The organism is Nonomuraea sediminis (assembly GCF_018531495.1).
Lineage (GTDB): Bacteria > Actinomycetota > Actinomycetes > Streptosporangiales > Streptosporangiaceae > Nonomuraea > Nonomuraea sediminis.
Genome location: NZ_JAHDTI010000003.1, coordinates 535,658 through 551,363, shown reverse-complemented (window position 1 = coordinate 551,363; position 15,706 = coordinate 535,658). Strand labels below are relative to the sequence as shown.

Below are 15,706 nucleotides of genomic sequence, written 5' to 3'. Positions count from 1 at the left end.
ATGCTGTGGTTGGGATGGGGCGACCCCGCGCGCGCCCGCGAACTGCCGGACCAGGTCCGCGCGCTGCTGCACGACCTGCTCGGCGTGCGCCCGCCGGCCGCGCCGCCGGTCTCTCTCGCAGAGGTACGGCTGCCGCCACCCGCGCCGGTGCCCGTGTCGCTGGCCGAGATCGTCGGCTCCGCGCACGTGCTGACCGATCACGAGAGCCGGGTGCGGCACACACGCGGCAAGTCCACGCCGGACCTGATGCGCATCCGATCCGGGGACGGGTCGGATGCGCCGGACGCCGTGGTGCTGCCGGGGACGCATGACGAGGTGGTCGCGCTGCTCTCGGCGTGCGCCTCGGCGCGCGTCGCCGTCGTCCCCTTCGGCGGGGGCACCTCCGTCGTCGGCGGGCTTTCTCCCGATAAATCGGGATATGCGGCGGTGATCGCGCTGGACCTCAGCCGGATGTCCCGGCTCGTCTCCCTGGACGCCGAGTCCCGCCTGGCCACCTTCGAACCCGGCGTCACCGGCCCCGAGGCCGAGCGCCTGCTGGCCGCCCACGGGCTCACCCTCGGCCACTTCCCCCAGTCGTTCGAGTACGCCACGCTCGGCGGCTTCGCCGCGGCCCGCTCCAGCGGCCAGGCCTCGGCCGGGTACGGGCGCTTCGACGACATGGTCGCCGGGCTCACCCTGGCCACGCCGCGCGGCACGCTGACCCTCGGCCGCGCGCCCAAGTCGGCCGCGGGCCCCGATCTGCGGCAGCTCGTCCTGGGCTCCGAGGGCGCCTTCGGCGTCATCACGTCACTGGTTCTGCGGGTACGGCGGGCGCCCGCCGAGCGCGTCTACGAGGGGTGGCGCTTCCCGTCGTTCGCCGCGGGGTCCGCCGCGCTGCGGACGCTGGCCCAGGACGGCCCGCTGCCCACGGTCCTGCGCCTGTCGGACGAGACCGAGACCATGATCGGCCTGGCCCGCCCCGACGCGATCGGCGGCGCCTCGGACAACGGCTGCCTGGTGATCGCCGGCTACGAGGGCGCCTCGGTCGCCGACCGTCGCCGCCTGGCCGCCGAGGTCCTCACCGGCTGCGGCGGCACGCCCCTGGGCGAGGAACCCGGCACGTCCTGGGAACACGGCCGCTTCTCCGCGCCCTACCTGCGCGACTCGCTCCTGTCGGTCGGCGCCACCGTGGAGACGCTGGAGACGGCCGCCTTCTGGTCCACCCTGCCCGCCCTCTACGACGCGGTCCGCCGCTCACTCACGGGCTCCCTCGGGAACCCGCTGATCATGTGCCACATCTCCCACGTCTACGAAACCGGCGCCTCCCTCTACTTCACCGTCGTCACCTCCCACGGCCTCGACACCTGGGAAACGGCCAAGCAAGCGGTCAACACCGCCATCATCGAAGCAGGCGGCACCATCACCCACCACCACGGCATCGGCCGCGACCACCGCGCCCCCTACGCCACAGAACTCGGCCCCCTGGGCGCCGAAGTCCTCCGCGCAATAAAAACCACCCTGGACCCCACCACCATCATGAACCCCGGCACCCTGATCCCCTGACCCCTCGCCTGTCACCCTGCACCCCGGTACGGCCGCCGCCCCGTACGGCGGGATGGCGAGGGGGCACGGTAGGCAGGCGGTGGCGCGGCGCCGCGGGACTCCAGGACGTGTGCGGGCGTGGCCGGGTGCGCTGACACCACGGGCGGCCCTCCCTGGCGCCGGGGTCGGCGGGAAGGTGGTCGGTGGAGGTCGGCGCGTTGTGCGGCGCGCGGGATGGCGGGGGCGCGGTAGGCGGGCCCTGGTCGCGACGTTGCAGGGCAGTCCTGGGTGCGTGCGTGTGGGCGGGTTCAGAGGCGTTGGCACCTCGTGCGGCCATCCCGGGCGCGGGGTCGGCGGTGGGGGCGTAGCTAGGTAGGGCGGGGGCTTTGCCGTACAAGATTGTGGAAGTATAAGGTCGTCCCGATTTGGGGGGTATGGGAGACTTCACGGGTGACCAGCGCCCCCACGAAACGCGAGAGCACCTCACCCGATCGGATCCGTGGGATCCAGCGCCGCACGCTGGCGGTCCTGTCGTCCGCGCAGATCGTGGGCGGGGTCGGGGTCGCGGTGGGGCTGGCGCTGAGTTCCGTCGTGGTCGACGAGCTGTCGGGCTCCACGGTGATCAGCGGATTCGCGGGGACCGCGACCGTGCTGGGCGCCGCGCTGCTCGCGTTGCCGACCGCCAAGGCCGCCGGTAGGGGCGGGCGCCGGGCGGGGCTGGCCCTGGCGTACGTGGCCGCGCTGGTCGGCTGCGCGATCTCGGTCGCCGCGATCACCATCGGCAACTGGCCGCTGCTGCTCGGCGGGCTGGTGCTGGTCGGCGGCGGCAGCGCGGGGAACCTGGCGTCCCGCTACTCGGCCACCGACCTGTCGCCGCCGGGGCACGCCGCGCGCCACCTGTCGCTGGTCGTGTGGGCCGCGACGATCGGCTCCGTGGCCGGACCGAACCTGGCCAAGCCCGCCGACCAGATCGGCATGAACCTGGGCCTGGTGGAGAAGGCGGGACCTTTCGCCTTCGCGGCCCTGGCCTTCGCGCTGGCGCTGATCGTCGTCGTGGCCGGCCTGCGTCCCGACCCGCTCAAGCTGGCCCGCCGCCTGGACGGCACCCACGCCACCGCCGCCAAGCACGAGCGCGCCGTCCGCGACGCCTGGCGTACGCTGCGGGTCACGCCGATGGCCCGCCGCGCGCTCATCATGATCGCGGTGAGCCACACGGCCATGGTGTCGGTCATGTCGATGACTCCGGTCAAACTCCACCACGACGGTTCGACCCTGGACATCATCGGCCTGGTGATCAGCCTGCACATCGCCGGCATGTACGTCATGTCGCCCGTGGTGGGCTGGCTGGCGGACAAGGCGGGCAAGGTGCCCGTGCTGATCCTGGGGATGGCGCTGCTGCTCAGCGCCGCCGTGCTCGCCGGTACGGCGGGCCACCACGTCGGGCAGGTCACCATAGCCCTCGTCATCCTGGGCCTCGGCTGGTCGTGCGGTCTGGTGGCCGGATCGGCCCTCGTCACCGAGTCGGTGCCCATCGAACGCCGCCCCGCCGTGCAGGGCCTGTCCGACCTCCTCATGAACGTCTGCGGAGCCACGGGCACCATCGTCGCGGGCGCCATCGTCGGCGGCCTCTCCTACGGCTTCCTCGGCCTGGTGGTCGGCATCATGGTCACCGCCGCCGGCCTCTGGCTCCTCATAACCTGGCGCCGCCAACCCACCTGACCCCACCACGCAGCTCCAGGGCCGTGGGGTGGGTTATTTGGCTTCGGCGTAGGTGGTTACGGGGGTGGAGTGCATGGGGAAGCGGACAGGGGTGGGGCCGAAGAGGAGGGTGGTGGCTTGGGTGGCGGCGGTGGTGATGGCGGCGATGACGGTGTCCGCCTGGGCGCGGGGGCAGTGGATCATGACCTCGTCGTGTTGGAAGAAGACGAGTTTGGCCGGGGCCGGCAGGAGGCCGCGCAGGACCGCCATGAGGACGAGGGCCCATTCGGCGGCGGTGGCCTGGACGACGAAGTTGCGGGTGAAGCGGCCCCGGTCTCTGGCGGCGCGGGCGCCCTCCGGGCCGGACACCAGGCTCTTCCAGCGTTCCGACGGCGGCGGGCAGGTGCGGCCGAGCCAGGAGCGCACCAGCCGCCCCTCCTCGCCGCTCTTGGCCGCGTCCTCCACGAACTGGTAGGCCTTGGGGAAGCGCTGCCGCATCACCGCGAGCAGCTTGGGCGCGTCGCCGCTCGTCCCGCCGTACATCGCGGACAGCATCGCGATCTTGGCGTTGTCGCGCTCGCCGCCGAAGGACTGGGCCAGCGCCGAATACAGGTCGATCTCCCCGGCGGCGCCGGCGAGCCCGGTGTCGTCCGCCATGGCGGCCAGGACCCGCGGCTCGAGCTGGGCGGCGTCGGCCACGACCAGGACCCAGCCGTCGTCGGCCACCACGACCTTCCGCATCACCTTCGGGATCTGCAGCGCCCCGCCGCCGCTGGTGGCCCAGCGGCCCGACACCACCCCGGCCACCACGTATTCGGCGCGGAAGCGGCCGTCGCGCACCCACTGGTCGGCCCAGGCCCACCCGTGGAAGCTGTAGAGGCGGGCCAGCTCCTTGTAGGCCAGCAGCGGCGCGATCGCGGGATGCTCGATCTGCTTCAGCTCCCACGACCGGGTCGTCTTGAGCGCCACCCCCGCGCCCTTGAACGCCCTGACCAGCTGCTGCACGGAGTCGGGGTTGACCGCCTGCCCGCCGAAGGCCGCCGAGATCTCGTCGGCCAGCGCCTGCAGCTTGGGCGGGCGCATGCCGTGGCGCGGGCGGGGCCCGAGCAGTTCGGTCAGCAGCGCGTCGTGCACGTCGCGGCGCCACGGCATGCCGTCGTGGCCCATCTCGGCGGCGATGAGCGCGCCCGCCGACTCGGCGGCCACCAGCAGGCGGAACCGGCCGGGGTCGGGCAGCGCCTCGATGCGCCGCAACTGGTCGCGCAGCACCTCGACCAGCTGCCCGGCGGTCAGCTCGGGCCGCTCGGGCTCGAACAGCGTGTCCTGCCTGGCCGTGTGCTCCTCCTCGTCCTCGGGCACGGGCAGCCCGTGCAGCCGGGCGTAGGCGGCCCGGGCCGAGTGCGGCTCGCCGTACCTGCCCTCGTGGCCGAGCAGGAGGTTTTCCGTGAGGGACAGGTCGTGGCAGCGGGACAGGCGCACGCCCGCGCGCAGCAGCGGCGGGTAGACGGCGCGGGCGTCGGCCCACACCCAGCGCGGCCGCTGCCGCTCGAGCTCGGCCAGGTCGCGGGCAGGCCGAGGCTCTCCTCCGACCGGGAGGAGCGTGTCCCCCGCCAGCACCACGTACACGCTCCCAAGAGTGCCAGGCGACTACGACAAAGCGATGACCACCTCGTCCTCGAGAGGTGGGTCGGTCTCCTGCTGGAGGCAGCCGGTGGCGGCGAAGCAGCGGATCGTGAGCCGTTCGGGGGTGACGGTGAGGTGGAGGAACTGCTTGAAGAACGGCGGGGTGTCCCAGTCGGACAGTTCCGACAGATACCGGTGGAAGACACTTTCGACGGGCAGGCGGAAGCGCGAGTTCCAGACGCCGCCGAGCAGGCGGGCCGCCAGCCGCATGCGCCAGGTGATCTCCACGTCCTGCGGGGCCCTGACCGGGGTGTTCCCGATCTGCTCCGCCATGATCGCGGACGCCTCGGCAGGGGTGAGGTAGAGCCACTTCATGTGCAGGCGGCGGGCGTAGAGCTGGCTGTAGAACGACAGGGAGTCGCCGCGCAGCGGGTAGCACCTGAACTCGTCCTCGTGCACCCCTGCCACGTCGACCCTGGGCGTGGTGTGGGTGGCGTGCATGAAGGCGCCCCCGCCGCCGGACACGAGGTACTGGATGAGTCGGTCGTCCACCTTGACCGGATAACGCTGGTAGTTGTGGACGTCGCCGCCGATGGCCGCCACGTAGCGGTTGGCCGGATCGCGGATGATGTCGTCGATGGTGCCGCCCCCCTCCAGCTTCGAGGGCTTGTGCACGTTGCGGGTGTAGATCGGCTTGCCGGTGACCAGCATCTTCGGCCTCGGGTCTCGCGAGGTACGGCGCAGCCACTCCGCCTGGTCGCGGTCGATGGAGCCGTCGATGCCCGTGTCGACGCCGACGATGAGCAGGCTCGGCGTCTCGATCGCCCAGTAGGGACCCGGCTGGACCGCCTGCTGCGACGGCTTGTCGCGCAGTTTCCTGGCCTGGGCCAGCCTGCCCTCGTCGATGGTCTCCGGCTTGCGCCACAGCAGCCCGCGTAACCCGGGATCCGGCGCGGGCTTGAGCGGGTGCGCGTCGCAGAAGACCCGCATGAAGCCGCCGAGCCCGTCGTACCAGTCGTGGTTGCCGGGCACCGCGTAGATGGGCGCCTCGTAGTCCTTGTAGGGGCGGAAGAACTTGTCGCCGTACTCGTTGCCCGATCCGGCCGGATAGAGCACGTCGCTGGCGATCACCGCGAAGTCGGTGTCCTCGCCCAGTTTGAGCAGCCCCGGTATGACGGCGTACTGCGAGGCGTCGCCCTCACCCGTGTCGCCCATCAGCAGGAACGAGAAGCTCTCGCCCACCTCCGGCCTGACACGGAAGTCCGGGTCGGCGCCGCGTGCCTGCTGCGAGGCCACCCACCGCCGCCGCACCTGCCCCGACGGGTCGCCGAACAGTCCTGTCAGGATCTCGTTGCGCGAGTGCCACAGCGTCCGCAGGTTGAACCAGGAGAAGCTGCGCTTGTTCGGCCTGAGCTCCTTGAACGTCCCGATCCGCTGGCACCGCCAGCCGGCGCCCTCTTCCGAGACCCGTGAGGAGACCTGCCTGCCACGCTCTGCCGCGACTTCCACCATGCCCCTATCTTTACCGCGATCTTGCTCTGGGGGCAGCGACTCATATGGTTCTGTTACTCGGAGTATCTGTGCGGTAACCTCATGCCTCAACAACCAAGCGGTTGCCTAGGCCGGGGGCTTTCTATGGCCAGGAACGGTTTCGACGACGCGGTACGGCGGGGCACTACGGGAGCCGAGGCGGTGGAGGGCTTGCTGGCGCACGCCCGGACGCAGTCCAGGCGCGGGGCGGTGAAGGCGTGCGAGCGGGCGGTGGCGCTCTGCCGTGACCTGGCGCAGGCGGATCCCGCCGCCTACGAGCCGCTGCTGGCCCGGGCGTTGCGCACCACGGCCAGGGCGCTGCTGCGGGCCCGGCGTCCAGGGGACGCGCTTGGCCGCGCGGAGGAGGCGGTCGCGCTCAGCCGTCCCCACGGCGGGGCGCCGCTGGTGGTCGCGCTCGCCTGCCTCGCCGACGTCCTCGGCGCCCTCCACCGCGACGATGAGGCCGCCGAGGCGGCGGCCGCCGCGGACAAACTCGCCCAGGAAAGCCCGTAGCCCGGCCGTAAGGGTCAGGCGAGGATGACGACGGGGTCGCCGGTGGTGAGGGCGCCGGGGGTGTCGGGGATGAGGTTGACGCCGAACCAGGTCTTGCCGTCCCAGCGGCGGTGGCGGGCCAGGGTGCGGATGGGCTCCTTGCCCTTGCGGTAGGTCTCGGGGTCGATCGTGGTGAGGACGCAGCGCGCGCACGGCTTGGTGACGCGGAACGGGACGTCCCCGATGCGCAGGCGGTGCCAGGTGTCCTCGGCCCAGGGCTCGGCGCCGTCCACGACGACGTTGGGGCGGAAACGGCGCATCGGCAGCGGCTCGGGCAGTTCCTCGCCGCGTTCCACGGCCGTCTCGGCGATCCAGTCGTTGAGCTGCGCCAGGGACGTCGTGGAGGCCAGCAGCAGCGGGTAGCCGTCGGCGAGGCTGACGCGGTCGTCGGGCTCGCTGTAGTCGGGGTTGACGGGGCGCCGGGTCGGGTCGTCCAGCCACAGCAGCCGGACGGGGGCCTCCACGAGCGCCGACAGCCAGGCGGCCGCGTCGTCGCCGCAGTCGGTGAGCTTCACCTCGGTACGCCACACGGTGACGGGCGCCATCCGGTCGGTGGGCGTGACGCGCAGCGGGTCCGCATGCGGTCCTGTGAGCGTCAGGCCGCCGTCGGGTTCCAGGCGCGGGTGGCAGGCCAGCAGGCGGGGCTCCTCGCGGGCGGTCAGCATCTCGCCCTTGGCGTCGACGATGAGGTAGCGCCGGTCTCCTGCCAGGCCCCAGGGCTCCACCTGCGCGTGCTCGACGTCGTGACCTCGGGTCGACTTGACGGGGTAGTAGTGGATGCTCGCCAGCCTCATGCCGCCGACCGTATCTCACGCCTCACGGCCGGGCGGCCGAGGGGTCAGCGGGTGGGGCGGAACGTGGACAGGAAGGTCCTGCGGGCGTCGGCCTGGTCGTCCCACTTGAGTTCCGGCAGGTCGAAGGTGATTTTGAAGGCTGCCGTGTCGTCGATGGTGACGTAGCGGGTCAGGGCGTGCATGGGGACGCCGTTGGGGAGCGTGTAGGTGTACTCCCAGTCGGTGGCCTTCCAGTCGCGGTACTTCACCGCCTGCAGCTGCACCTGGATGTAGCCGTCGACGCCGCCCGCCGCCTCCTCCTGGCCCAGTACGGCCAGCCCGCCGTCCGCCTGGGGCGTGGCGTGCACGACCTTGATCTTCATGCCCGAGTCCTTGGGCCCGGAGAAGGTGGCCTCCGAGCTGGAAGAGGCCAGCTTCCAGCCGTCGGGCACCGCCGCGGTGAACCCCGGCGGGGTGAAGGCCTTGAAGCCGCCGGGCACCGCGGCCGTCTGCTCGCCGCTCGAGCCCTGCTGGGCGGTCAGCGGAGAGGCGGTGGTCGCGGGGGACTGCGAGCCGCCCGAGGTGAGGAACGCGAACACCGCCACGGCCGCGCCCGCGACGGCCACCGCGGTCACGATCAGGCGGAGCGTGGGGCGGCCTTCGCGGATCCAGCCGCCGTCCTCGTCCGAGGGGCGGCGCCGGCCCTTCAGCGGCCGTTCAGGGATCGCGTGCGCGCCGGACTGCCCGGAACGCAGGTCGCGCGACAGGTCCCTGGAATGCTCGCGCAGGTCGTCGGGCGAGGCCAGCGGCCACGGCGCGGCCTTGGCGTCGGTGGTCAGCGGCAGGATCGGCTGCGGCCCCGACGGGCTGCCGAAGGACGGCTGCTGCCCGCCGAGCACGGCATACGGTCCGGAAGGCCCGCCGAAGCCGTCAGGCGGGGCGTCGAAGGCGTCGGGCAGGCGGCGTGCCACTTCCGTGAGACGGTGCGGGCCGTCCGGCGCCTGGTCGCGCTCAGGGGCGTCGAGGACGTCGTGCGCGGACTCGGCGGGGCCGGAGTGCACGGGCAGGGGCCCCGAGTGGCTGGCGAAGGCGTCGAAGGGCTGCTGCGGCAGCTGGTCGGTGCGGTGCGCCCCGGAAGGGCTGTCGTACGGCATCGCGTAGGCGTCCGACGGACCGGACAGCGGATCGTACGGCACGCGGACCGGCCCCGACGGCGTCTCCACGATGCGCGAGGGCATCGGCCCCGAGGGCGGATCGAGCGGCGGCAGCAGCCCGGCGGGCGTCGGATCGCCCTGGCTGGGCAGCGTGCGCGGCGGGTTCGACCCGTGCGCCCGCAGGATCTGCTCGAGCTGCTCGCCCACCTGCTCCGCCGTGAGCCGCTCGGCCGGGTCCTTGCGCAGCAGCCCGTCGATCACCGGCAGCAGCGCCCCGGCCCGCTGCGCCCCGATCGGCGGCTGCGTCAGCACGGCCCCCAGCACCGCGATCGCGTCGGGCCCCTCGTACGGCGGGTGCCCCTCGACCGCGGCGTACAGCGTCGCGCCGAACGACCACAGGTCGGCCGCGACCGTGATGGGCTGCCCCGACAGCCGCTCCGGCGGGATGTAGGCCGGCGACCCCATCAGCAGCCCGGTCTGGGTGATGGTCACGTCGCCCTCGATCGCGGCGATGCCGAAGTCGGTCAGCACCACCCGGTCGGAGGTCAGCAGCACGTTGCCGGGCTTGATGTCGCGGTGCAGGATCCCGGCGGCGTGCGCGTGCCGCAGCGCGTCCAGGACCCGGATCCCGATCTCGGCGGCCTGGACGACGGGCAGCGGGCCGCTCTGCCGTACGGCCTGCTCGAGGGACCAGGCGCGGACCAGCTCCATGACGATCCAGGGCCGGCCGTCCTCCTCGACCACGTCGTGCACGGTGACGATGCCGGGATGCGTGAGCCTGGCCGCCGAGCGCGCCTCGCGCAGCATCCGGCGGTGGGCGACCTGCTTGCCCGCGTGGTCGAGCCCGTAGGGGAGGATCAGCTCCTTGACCGCCACGTCGCGGTCGAGCAGCACGTCGTGGGCGTGCCACACCATGCCCATGCCGCCCCTGCCGACAGGCGACATGAGCCGGTAGCGCCTGCCGATCAGTCGGCCCTGGCTCTGCGACGGCGGAGGTGGAGCGTCTCCGTGGCCGCTGAGCAAGCGGTCGGCTGCCATGTCCCGCCCCTATCTTCCGCCTCAAATGTCACATTCGCGCCACGCTTCCAGATTATGAGATTCGCCACGATATAGGCAGGTTGTTGAGAAATGGAAGTTAACTGCCGGGCTGACCTGGGGTTACGGCTGCTGCAAGAGCGATCAAAGCGCTGGTGAACGCCTCGGCCGGCGGCCTGACGAGGCCCGCGCCGACCTGCCCGGTTCCGGCGACGCGTCCGGCGATGCCGGTGTTCACCACGGGCAGCAGGCCCGTCCTGGCGACCAGGGTGACGTCGATCCCGGCGGGCGTGCCGCGGAAGCCGAGCCCGGGGATCTGGTAGGCGGGATGCTCGGCCAGCGTGATCTCGTACATCGACCGGGTGGCGGCCACCGCGTCCGACACGTCGCCGCCGACGAAGCGGACGATCGCCGGTGAGGCGGCCATCGCGAACCCGCCCAGCCCCGACGTCTCGGTGATCGTCGAGTCGCCGATGTCCGGGTTGGCGTCCTCGGGGCCGTACGCGCCGAGGTAGAGCCCGTCGGGCACCCCGGCTGGCCCGGTGAACCAGCGCCCGCCCAGCCCGGAGACCTGCACGCCGAAGTCGGTGCCGTTGCGGGCCATGGCCACGACCATGGTCGAGCCGGGGATGTCGCGCGCGGCGTCGGTGGCGGCCTTGGCGGCGGCCATGCCCATGTTGAGGAAGAAGTGGTCGTTGCCGCCGATGAAGCGCAGCACCTCGGCGGCCTCGGAACACGTCTCGGCCAGGGCGGGCGCCAGCTCCCGCAACAGCAGCGAGGTGGCGGCCCTGTTGCGGTTGTGCAGCTCGTCGCCCATCTGCAGCGCCTGGGCGATCATCGCCCGCAGGTCGAGCGGGCCGGTCGACTCCAGCGCGACCGCCAGCGCGGGACCCAGCACGCGGTCCATCCAGCGCAGCCGGTCCAGCACCTCAGGGCCGTAGGCGCCGTACCGCAGCACCTTGCCCAGGCCCTCGTTGAGCGAGCAGTAGGCGGTGCCGCCGTGCTCGGCGTCGCGCACCTCGAACATCCACATCGACGGGCTCACCACGCCCGCCATCGGCCCCACGGCGGCGTGCTCGTGGCACGGCTCCCACCGCACCTGGCCGGCGGCCAGCTTGGTCTCGGCGTCCTGCTCGTCGCCCGCCAGCCCTTCGAGCAGCATCGCCCCGATCAGCGCGCCGCGCAGCGGGCCGGAGGCGCGCTCCCAGGTGATCGGCGGGCCCGCGTGCAGGAACGTGCCCGCGGGCAGGATCTCGGCGGCCCGCCGTACTCCCACCAGGAAGGGACGGGCGGAGGTCAGCTTCTCCACGGCCACCTCGTTGGCGGCCTCGCGGCGCGGGTCGGCGAGCAGCGTGGCCAGCGCGTCCTCGGTGCCGGTCAGCGGCGGATGCCAGGTCACCGGCGTGGTGGGCACGGCCTGCGCCCGCAGCGACTCCTCCAGCAGGCCGGCGCCGACGGTGATCACCCGGGGCGGGCCGGACAGCAGGCTCACAGCAGGCTCCCCGTGTATCTTGCCGCCTGGGCGTTGGAGGTGAAGACGGACGCGCCCGCCTCGCGCAGCGCGGCCGCCTGCCGGTGCAGGTCCTGCGGGTCGCCCTCGGTGCCGACCAGCGCGACCACGACCGTGGCGGGGCAGCGGCGGATGGCGTGCACCAGCCACGAGGCCGGGTCGGGATCGGCGCCGTGGCCGAGCACCACGTCCATGAGCACCACGTCGCCGGGGTCCACCTTGGCCATCGCCTCCACGCGCAGCATCGGGTCGATCATCGGGTGGGCACGGCCGCGGGTGTAGGCGTCGTCGCCGTAGTCCACGAACTCGCCGCGCCCGGCGATCGCCGCGGCCTCCGCGCACAGCGTGCCGCCGGAGTAGATCCCGCGGATCGTGCCCGTCACCGGCCTTCCCGACCAGCCGGGCCAGGCCGGCCATTCGGGCACGGACCTGCCGAGCGCCCGCAGCGCCGCCTCCGCCGCCTCGGTCAGATCGATCTCGCCGATGATCGCGCTCACGACCTGCTTCTTGGGAGTCTCGGGTACGGCTCCCGCCGCCTTGGAGACCAGCACGATCAGCCGGGTGGCCGGATCCTCGTCGAGCAGGCGCAGCGCCCTGGCCGTCGAGCGGCCGCCCACCTCGGGGGTGAGGTCCCTGCCGCCCACGCCGAGCACGTGGCTGGTGCCGACACCCGCCAGGTCGAGCAGCGAGGTGATCTGCTGCGCGCCCGTGCCCGAGGCGGCCACCAGGCCCACGGGACCCGGCCTGACGACGTTGGCGAACCCGAGCCCGGCCCCCGCGATGATCGCGGTGCCGCAGTCGGGACCCATGACTAGCACGCCCTGCTCGTCGGCCCGCCGCTTGAGCGCCACCTCCTGCTCCACGGGCACGCCGTCGCTGAACACCATCACGTCCAGGCCCGCCTCGATCGCGTCCATGGCCTCGCAGAAGGCGTGCTCTCCCGGCACGGACACCAGCACCAGGTTCCCGCCGCCCGCGCGGACGGCCGAGCGGGTGGTCAGCGGCGGCTGTTCGGCCGCCTGGGCGGACGGGCTCGACAGCGCCCCCAGCTGGCGGTCGAGCTCGTCCGCCGCGGCGTCCACGTCCTGCCCGCGGATGGCCACCAGCAGGTCGCCGGGCTCCGCGGCAGGAAGGTCGAACCCCAGATCGCGTGCCACGCCCTGGTTGAGCTCGGTCGCCATCGCCACCGTGGCCACCTCGACGCCCGGCAGCTCCGACAGCGCCCGGCTGACCCGCATCAACGCCACCGAGTCGTGGTAGACCCCGCGCCGCACCAGCACCAGGTCGCGGGTCACGTGCCGCCCCCCGCGCCCATGCCGACGACGGCGGACAGGCCGATGGCGATGCCCTGGGTGAGGTCGGCCCCCGAGGTGTGCCCGAGGGCGTGCAGGCGCAGCAGGGCGGGGTCGAGAGGCAGGCCGTCGGCCACGGCGCGCAGCACGTCGGTGACCTCGGGGCTGGCCTCGCCGCGCGCCGCGCAGTGCAACAGGGTCGCCGAGATGGGCGTCGTCCGGGTGCGCGCGTCGTAGGTGACGGTGGCGGCCAGCCATCCGGCCAGCCACACCGCCCGCTCGACCCCGGCCGCGCCTCCCAGGTGCCGCAGCGTCACCAGGAGACCGGCCAGGACGTCGTCGCCGCTGGGCGTCAATCCCGGGCCCAGCCCGACGAGCCGCTCGGCGGCGCTCACCGCGCCGAGCAGCCACCCGGACGCGCAGCTCTCGGCCAGCAGCGCCACCGTGGAGTTCCCCGCCAGGCCCGCGCCGTGCGGCACCACCCGGGGCAGCGCCTCGGCCAGCCGTACGAGATCGACGGGGCCGAGCGGCGGCGCGGGATCCCACCAGCGTCGCGCGCGCAGGCTCAGGTGGCCCAGCTCGACCGAGCCGTCGCCCACCGCGGCTTCGTCACCCACCGTGACGTGCGGCAGCTCCGCCGCCAGCAGCACCGAGTTGGGCAGGCGGGTGGCGGCCCCGGTGATGATCGCGATCACCGACGGCTCAAGATCGGTCCTGACCTCGAGATACACCCCGGCAGGGAAGGCCGCGAGCACCCGCGCGGGGCGGCGCGGTGCCTCCAGCACCGGGCGTACGGCTGTGCTTGCGGCGCCCGTCACGTGCCTGGTGCGCGTACCGACGGTCACAGGAGCTCCCTTCCGATCCTGGACCTGACCGTAGAACGCGCGTTCAACCCCTCGTACGGAGAAATTTGCCAACAGCCAGCGGGAAGGTTGGCTCTTCCTGACAGACCGCTTCTGGGGTCACAATCACCACTATGGAGCCCCCTGTCCGTCTTGCCAGTACAGGAACGATCATCCACGGCGTGTCCGTGGGGGAGGTTCTGGGCGTGTCGACCCTGGCAGAGGCCCGTCTGATCGCGGGGGAGAGCGGGCTCGGTCGCATCGTGCAGCGCCTCAACGTGATGGAGGTGCCCGACATCCTGGCGTGGGTGAAGCCGCACGAACTGCTGCTCACCACCGGCTACCCGCTGCGCAACACCCCGCAGTCGCTGGGCCGGCTGGTCGCCGACCTGGACGACAGGGGACTGGCTGCGCTGGCCATCAAGCTCGGCCGCTACGTCGACGAACTGCCCGAGGAGATGGTGGAGCAGGCCGACAGGCTCGGCTTCCCGCTCATCCTGCTGCCCAACGACGTCGGCTTCGACGACATCCTCAACCAGGTGCTCACCGACATCCTCAACCGCCAGGCCGCCGACCTGCTGCGGGCCGAGGAGGCGCACCGCGCGCTGGTGCAGGTCGTGCTGGCCGGCGGCGGGCTGAACGAGGTGACCGCCGAGGTGGCCGGGTTACTCGACGTGGCCGTCGCCGCCGTCGACGGCTCCGGCCGGATGCTGGCCGCCGCCGGGCCGCCCGACCACCTGGCCGCGCTGCGCGAGTCGATCTCCCACGAGGGCCCGCCCGCCCCCGCCGCCGCGGCGGGCCGCGGCCAGTCCTACGCCGCCGTCCCCGTCGTCGCCGGCGGCCACCACCACGGCCGCATCGTCGCCTACAGCCCGCAGGGCAACATCCGCGACAGCGACATCGGCATCCTGGAGCGCGCCGCCACGGTCGCGGCCCTCGTCGTGACCAGGCAGGAGGCGGTCAACGCCGTCGAGTCCAAGTACCGCGCCGACTTCCTGCGTGACGTCCTGACCGGCAGGGCCGGTACGGCGGAGCGGATCACCACCCGGGCCCGCGCCTTCGGCTGGGACCTGGAACGCCCGGTCACGGTCCTGGTGGCCGAGCTCGACCCCGACGGCGACGAGCGGACCGCGCAGGACCGGCTGATCACCTCCTGGACCGCCGCGATGCGCCGCCACGACCCGCGCGGCGCCGTGGCAGGCTTCTCGCACGAGGTCGTGGCCGTGATCCACGCCGCGGTGGACGCGGCCCGCGTGGCCAAGGACGCCGCCTCGGCCTTCGCCGACATGCTGCCCGCCACGTTCTCCACCGGCTCCTCGCGGCCCTGCCCCGGCGCGGACTCGCTGCCCGAGGCCTACGCCCAGGCTCTCAAGGCGGCCAGGGTGGGCCGCCAGCTGCACGGGCGCGGCGCCGTCGCCCACTTCGACCAGCTCGGCGTCTACCGGCTGCTGTCGCTGGTCAACGACACCGGCGAGCTGCACGCCTTCGTACGGGAGACGCTCGGGCCGCTGGCCTCCGACGACGACGCCGAGAACGCCGACCTGCGCCGCACGCTGCAAGTACTGCTGGAGACGAACCTCAACGTGGCCGAGACGGCGCGGCGGCTGCACTTCCACTACAACACGCTGCGCTACCGGATCGGGAAGCTGGAACGGCTGCTCGGCAACTTCACCGACGACCCCCACCTGCGGCTCAACCTGACGCTGGCGCTGCACGTACTGCGCATGCGAGGCATCTAGGCTGGGGGCTTGTGGACCTGGAATTCGACCTCGACACCGACTACATCCCGCTGTGCGACCTGCTGAAGTACTGCGGCGTCACCGAGACCGGCGGCATGGCCAAGCAGCTCATCGCCGAGGGGATGGTGCTGGTCGACGGGGAGGTGGAGCTCCGCAAGACGCGCAAGGTGCGTTCGGGGGCTCTTGTCTCGGGCGAGGGTTTCTCGATCAGGGTCCACTGACCTGTTTCTCTTTGTACGGCGGGCCGCCCCTGCGCCACCCGCCGTACTTCGGCTGGGCTCTGTCCAGGGGGACGCTTCTGCGGTGATGCGGGGTCGCGCGCCGTTACGACGCACGGGATCCGCGTCCCTGGGTTCCGGTCGCGCGCCGTACAGGGCGCCGACTTCGCCGTACACCGTCCCACCGACCCGGCGCCTGGAAGCGCTCGCCGCAGGGAG

12 protein-coding genes are annotated in these 15,706 nt (G+C 72.8%); 5 read left to right on the top strand and 7 right to left on the bottom strand.

Features of this window, described 5'->3' with window-relative positions:
* Positions 1-1,542, top strand: a complete 1,542-nt coding sequence (locus KIK09_RS16655; protein ID WP_214320117.1) for an FAD-binding oxidoreductase — start codon at positions 1-3, stop codon at positions 1,540-1,542.
* Positions 1,543-1,971: 429 nt separating this feature from the next.
* Positions 1,972-3,240: an MFS transporter gene (locus KIK09_RS16650; RefSeq protein WP_308164134.1), complete on the top strand. Its 1,269-nt coding sequence runs from the start codon at positions 1,972-1,974 to the stop codon at positions 3,238-3,240.
* A 33-nt stretch (positions 3,241-3,273) separates the two neighbouring features.
* Here KIK09_RS16650 and KIK09_RS16645 read toward each other — a convergent pair whose 3' ends face one another.
* Together KIK09_RS16645 and KIK09_RS16640 are read right to left on the bottom strand one after the other, a co-directional pair.
* Positions 3,274-4,845, bottom strand: a complete 1,572-nt coding sequence (locus KIK09_RS16645; protein ID WP_214320116.1) for a bifunctional 3'-5' exonuclease/DNA polymerase — start codon at positions 4,843-4,845, stop codon at positions 3,274-3,276.
* A gap of 21 nt (positions 4,846-4,866) precedes the next feature.
* Complete coding sequence (locus KIK09_RS16640) at positions 4,867-6,354, bottom strand: metallophosphoesterase family protein (RefSeq protein ID WP_214320115.1); 1,488 nt, start codon at positions 6,352-6,354, stop codon at positions 4,867-4,869.
* Positions 6,355-6,477: 123 nt separating this feature from the next.
* Between KIK09_RS16640 and KIK09_RS16635 the strand changes: the two genes are divergently transcribed.
* A complete protein-coding gene (locus KIK09_RS16635; protein WP_214320114.1) occupies positions 6,478-6,885 on the top strand; it encodes a hypothetical protein in 408 nt (135 codons plus the stop codon).
* Between the two features lie 14 nt (positions 6,886-6,899).
* Here KIK09_RS16635 and KIK09_RS16630 read toward each other — a convergent pair whose 3' ends face one another.
* The 5 genes from KIK09_RS16630 to KIK09_RS59180 form a co-directional block, all read right to left on the bottom strand.
* Positions 6,900-7,718 carry an MOSC domain-containing protein gene (locus KIK09_RS16630; RefSeq protein ID WP_214320113.1) on the bottom strand — a complete coding sequence of 273 codons (819 nt, stop codon included), beginning with the start codon at positions 7,716-7,718 and terminating at the stop codon, positions 6,900-6,902.
* A gap of 44 nt (positions 7,719-7,762) precedes the next feature.
* Positions 7,763-9,889, bottom strand: coding sequence for a serine/threonine protein kinase (locus KIK09_RS16625; protein WP_214320112.1), 2,127 nt, complete (start codon positions 9,887-9,889; stop codon positions 7,763-7,765).
* 97 nt (positions 9,890-9,986) lie between these two features.
* The gene (locus KIK09_RS16620) at positions 9,987-11,378 is read right to left on the bottom strand and encodes a YlbE family protein (protein WP_214320111.1); all 1,392 of its coding nucleotides are present in this window, start codon (positions 11,376-11,378) and stop codon (positions 9,987-9,989) included.
* Positions 11,375-12,691 (bottom strand): AllF/FdrA family protein, encoded by a 1,317-nt coding sequence (locus KIK09_RS16615; RefSeq protein WP_214320110.1) that lies wholly within the window; start codon positions 12,689-12,691, stop codon positions 11,375-11,377. The genes KIK09_RS16620 and KIK09_RS16615 overlap by 4 nt, the downstream gene beginning before the upstream one ends.
* A complete protein-coding gene (locus tag KIK09_RS59180; protein ID WP_214320109.1) occupies positions 12,688-13,533 on the bottom strand; it encodes an oxamate carbamoyltransferase subunit AllH family protein in 846 nt (281 codons plus the stop codon). The genes KIK09_RS16615 and KIK09_RS59180 overlap by 4 nt, the downstream gene beginning before the upstream one ends.
* A 131-nt stretch (positions 13,534-13,664) precedes the next feature.
* On the opposite strand from KIK09_RS59180, the gene KIK09_RS16605 reads away from it, so the two are divergent.
* Both KIK09_RS16605 and KIK09_RS16600 read left to right on the top strand, forming a co-directional pair.
* Entirely contained in the window at positions 13,665-15,269 is a 1,605-nt protein-coding gene (locus tag KIK09_RS16605) for a PucR family transcriptional regulator (protein ID WP_214320108.1), read from the top strand.
* An 11-nt stretch (positions 15,270-15,280) separates the two neighbouring features.
* Positions 15,281-15,490, top strand: a complete 210-nt coding sequence (locus tag KIK09_RS16600; RefSeq protein ID WP_214320107.1) for an RNA-binding S4 domain-containing protein — start codon at positions 15,281-15,283, stop codon at positions 15,488-15,490.
* The last annotated feature ends 216 nt before the right edge of the window (positions 15,491-15,706 follow it).

Bases quoted from the DNA above. Each gene is read 5' to 3' on its own strand.
- KIK09_RS16640 (WP_214320115.1), bottom strand. From the start codon at position 6,354: ATGGTGGAAGTCGCGGCAGAGCGTGGCAGGCAGGTCTCCTCACGGGTC.
- KIK09_RS16605 (WP_214320108.1), top strand. From the start codon at position 13,665: ATGGAGCCCCCTGTCCGTCTTGCCAGTACAGGAACGATCATCCACGGC.
- KIK09_RS16655 (WP_214320117.1), top strand. From the start codon at position 1: ATGCTGTGGTTGGGATGGGGCGACCCCGCGCGCGCCCGCGAACTGCCG.
- KIK09_RS16630 (WP_214320113.1), bottom strand. From the start codon at position 7,718: ATGAGGCTGGCGAGCATCCACTACTACCCCGTCAAGTCGACCCGAGGT.
- KIK09_RS16625 (WP_214320112.1), bottom strand. From the start codon at position 9,889: ATGGCAGCCGACCGCTTGCTCAGCGGCCACGGAGACGCTCCACCTCCG.
- KIK09_RS16635 (WP_214320114.1), top strand. From the start codon at position 6,478: ATGGCCAGGAACGGTTTCGACGACGCGGTACGGCGGGGCACTACGGGA.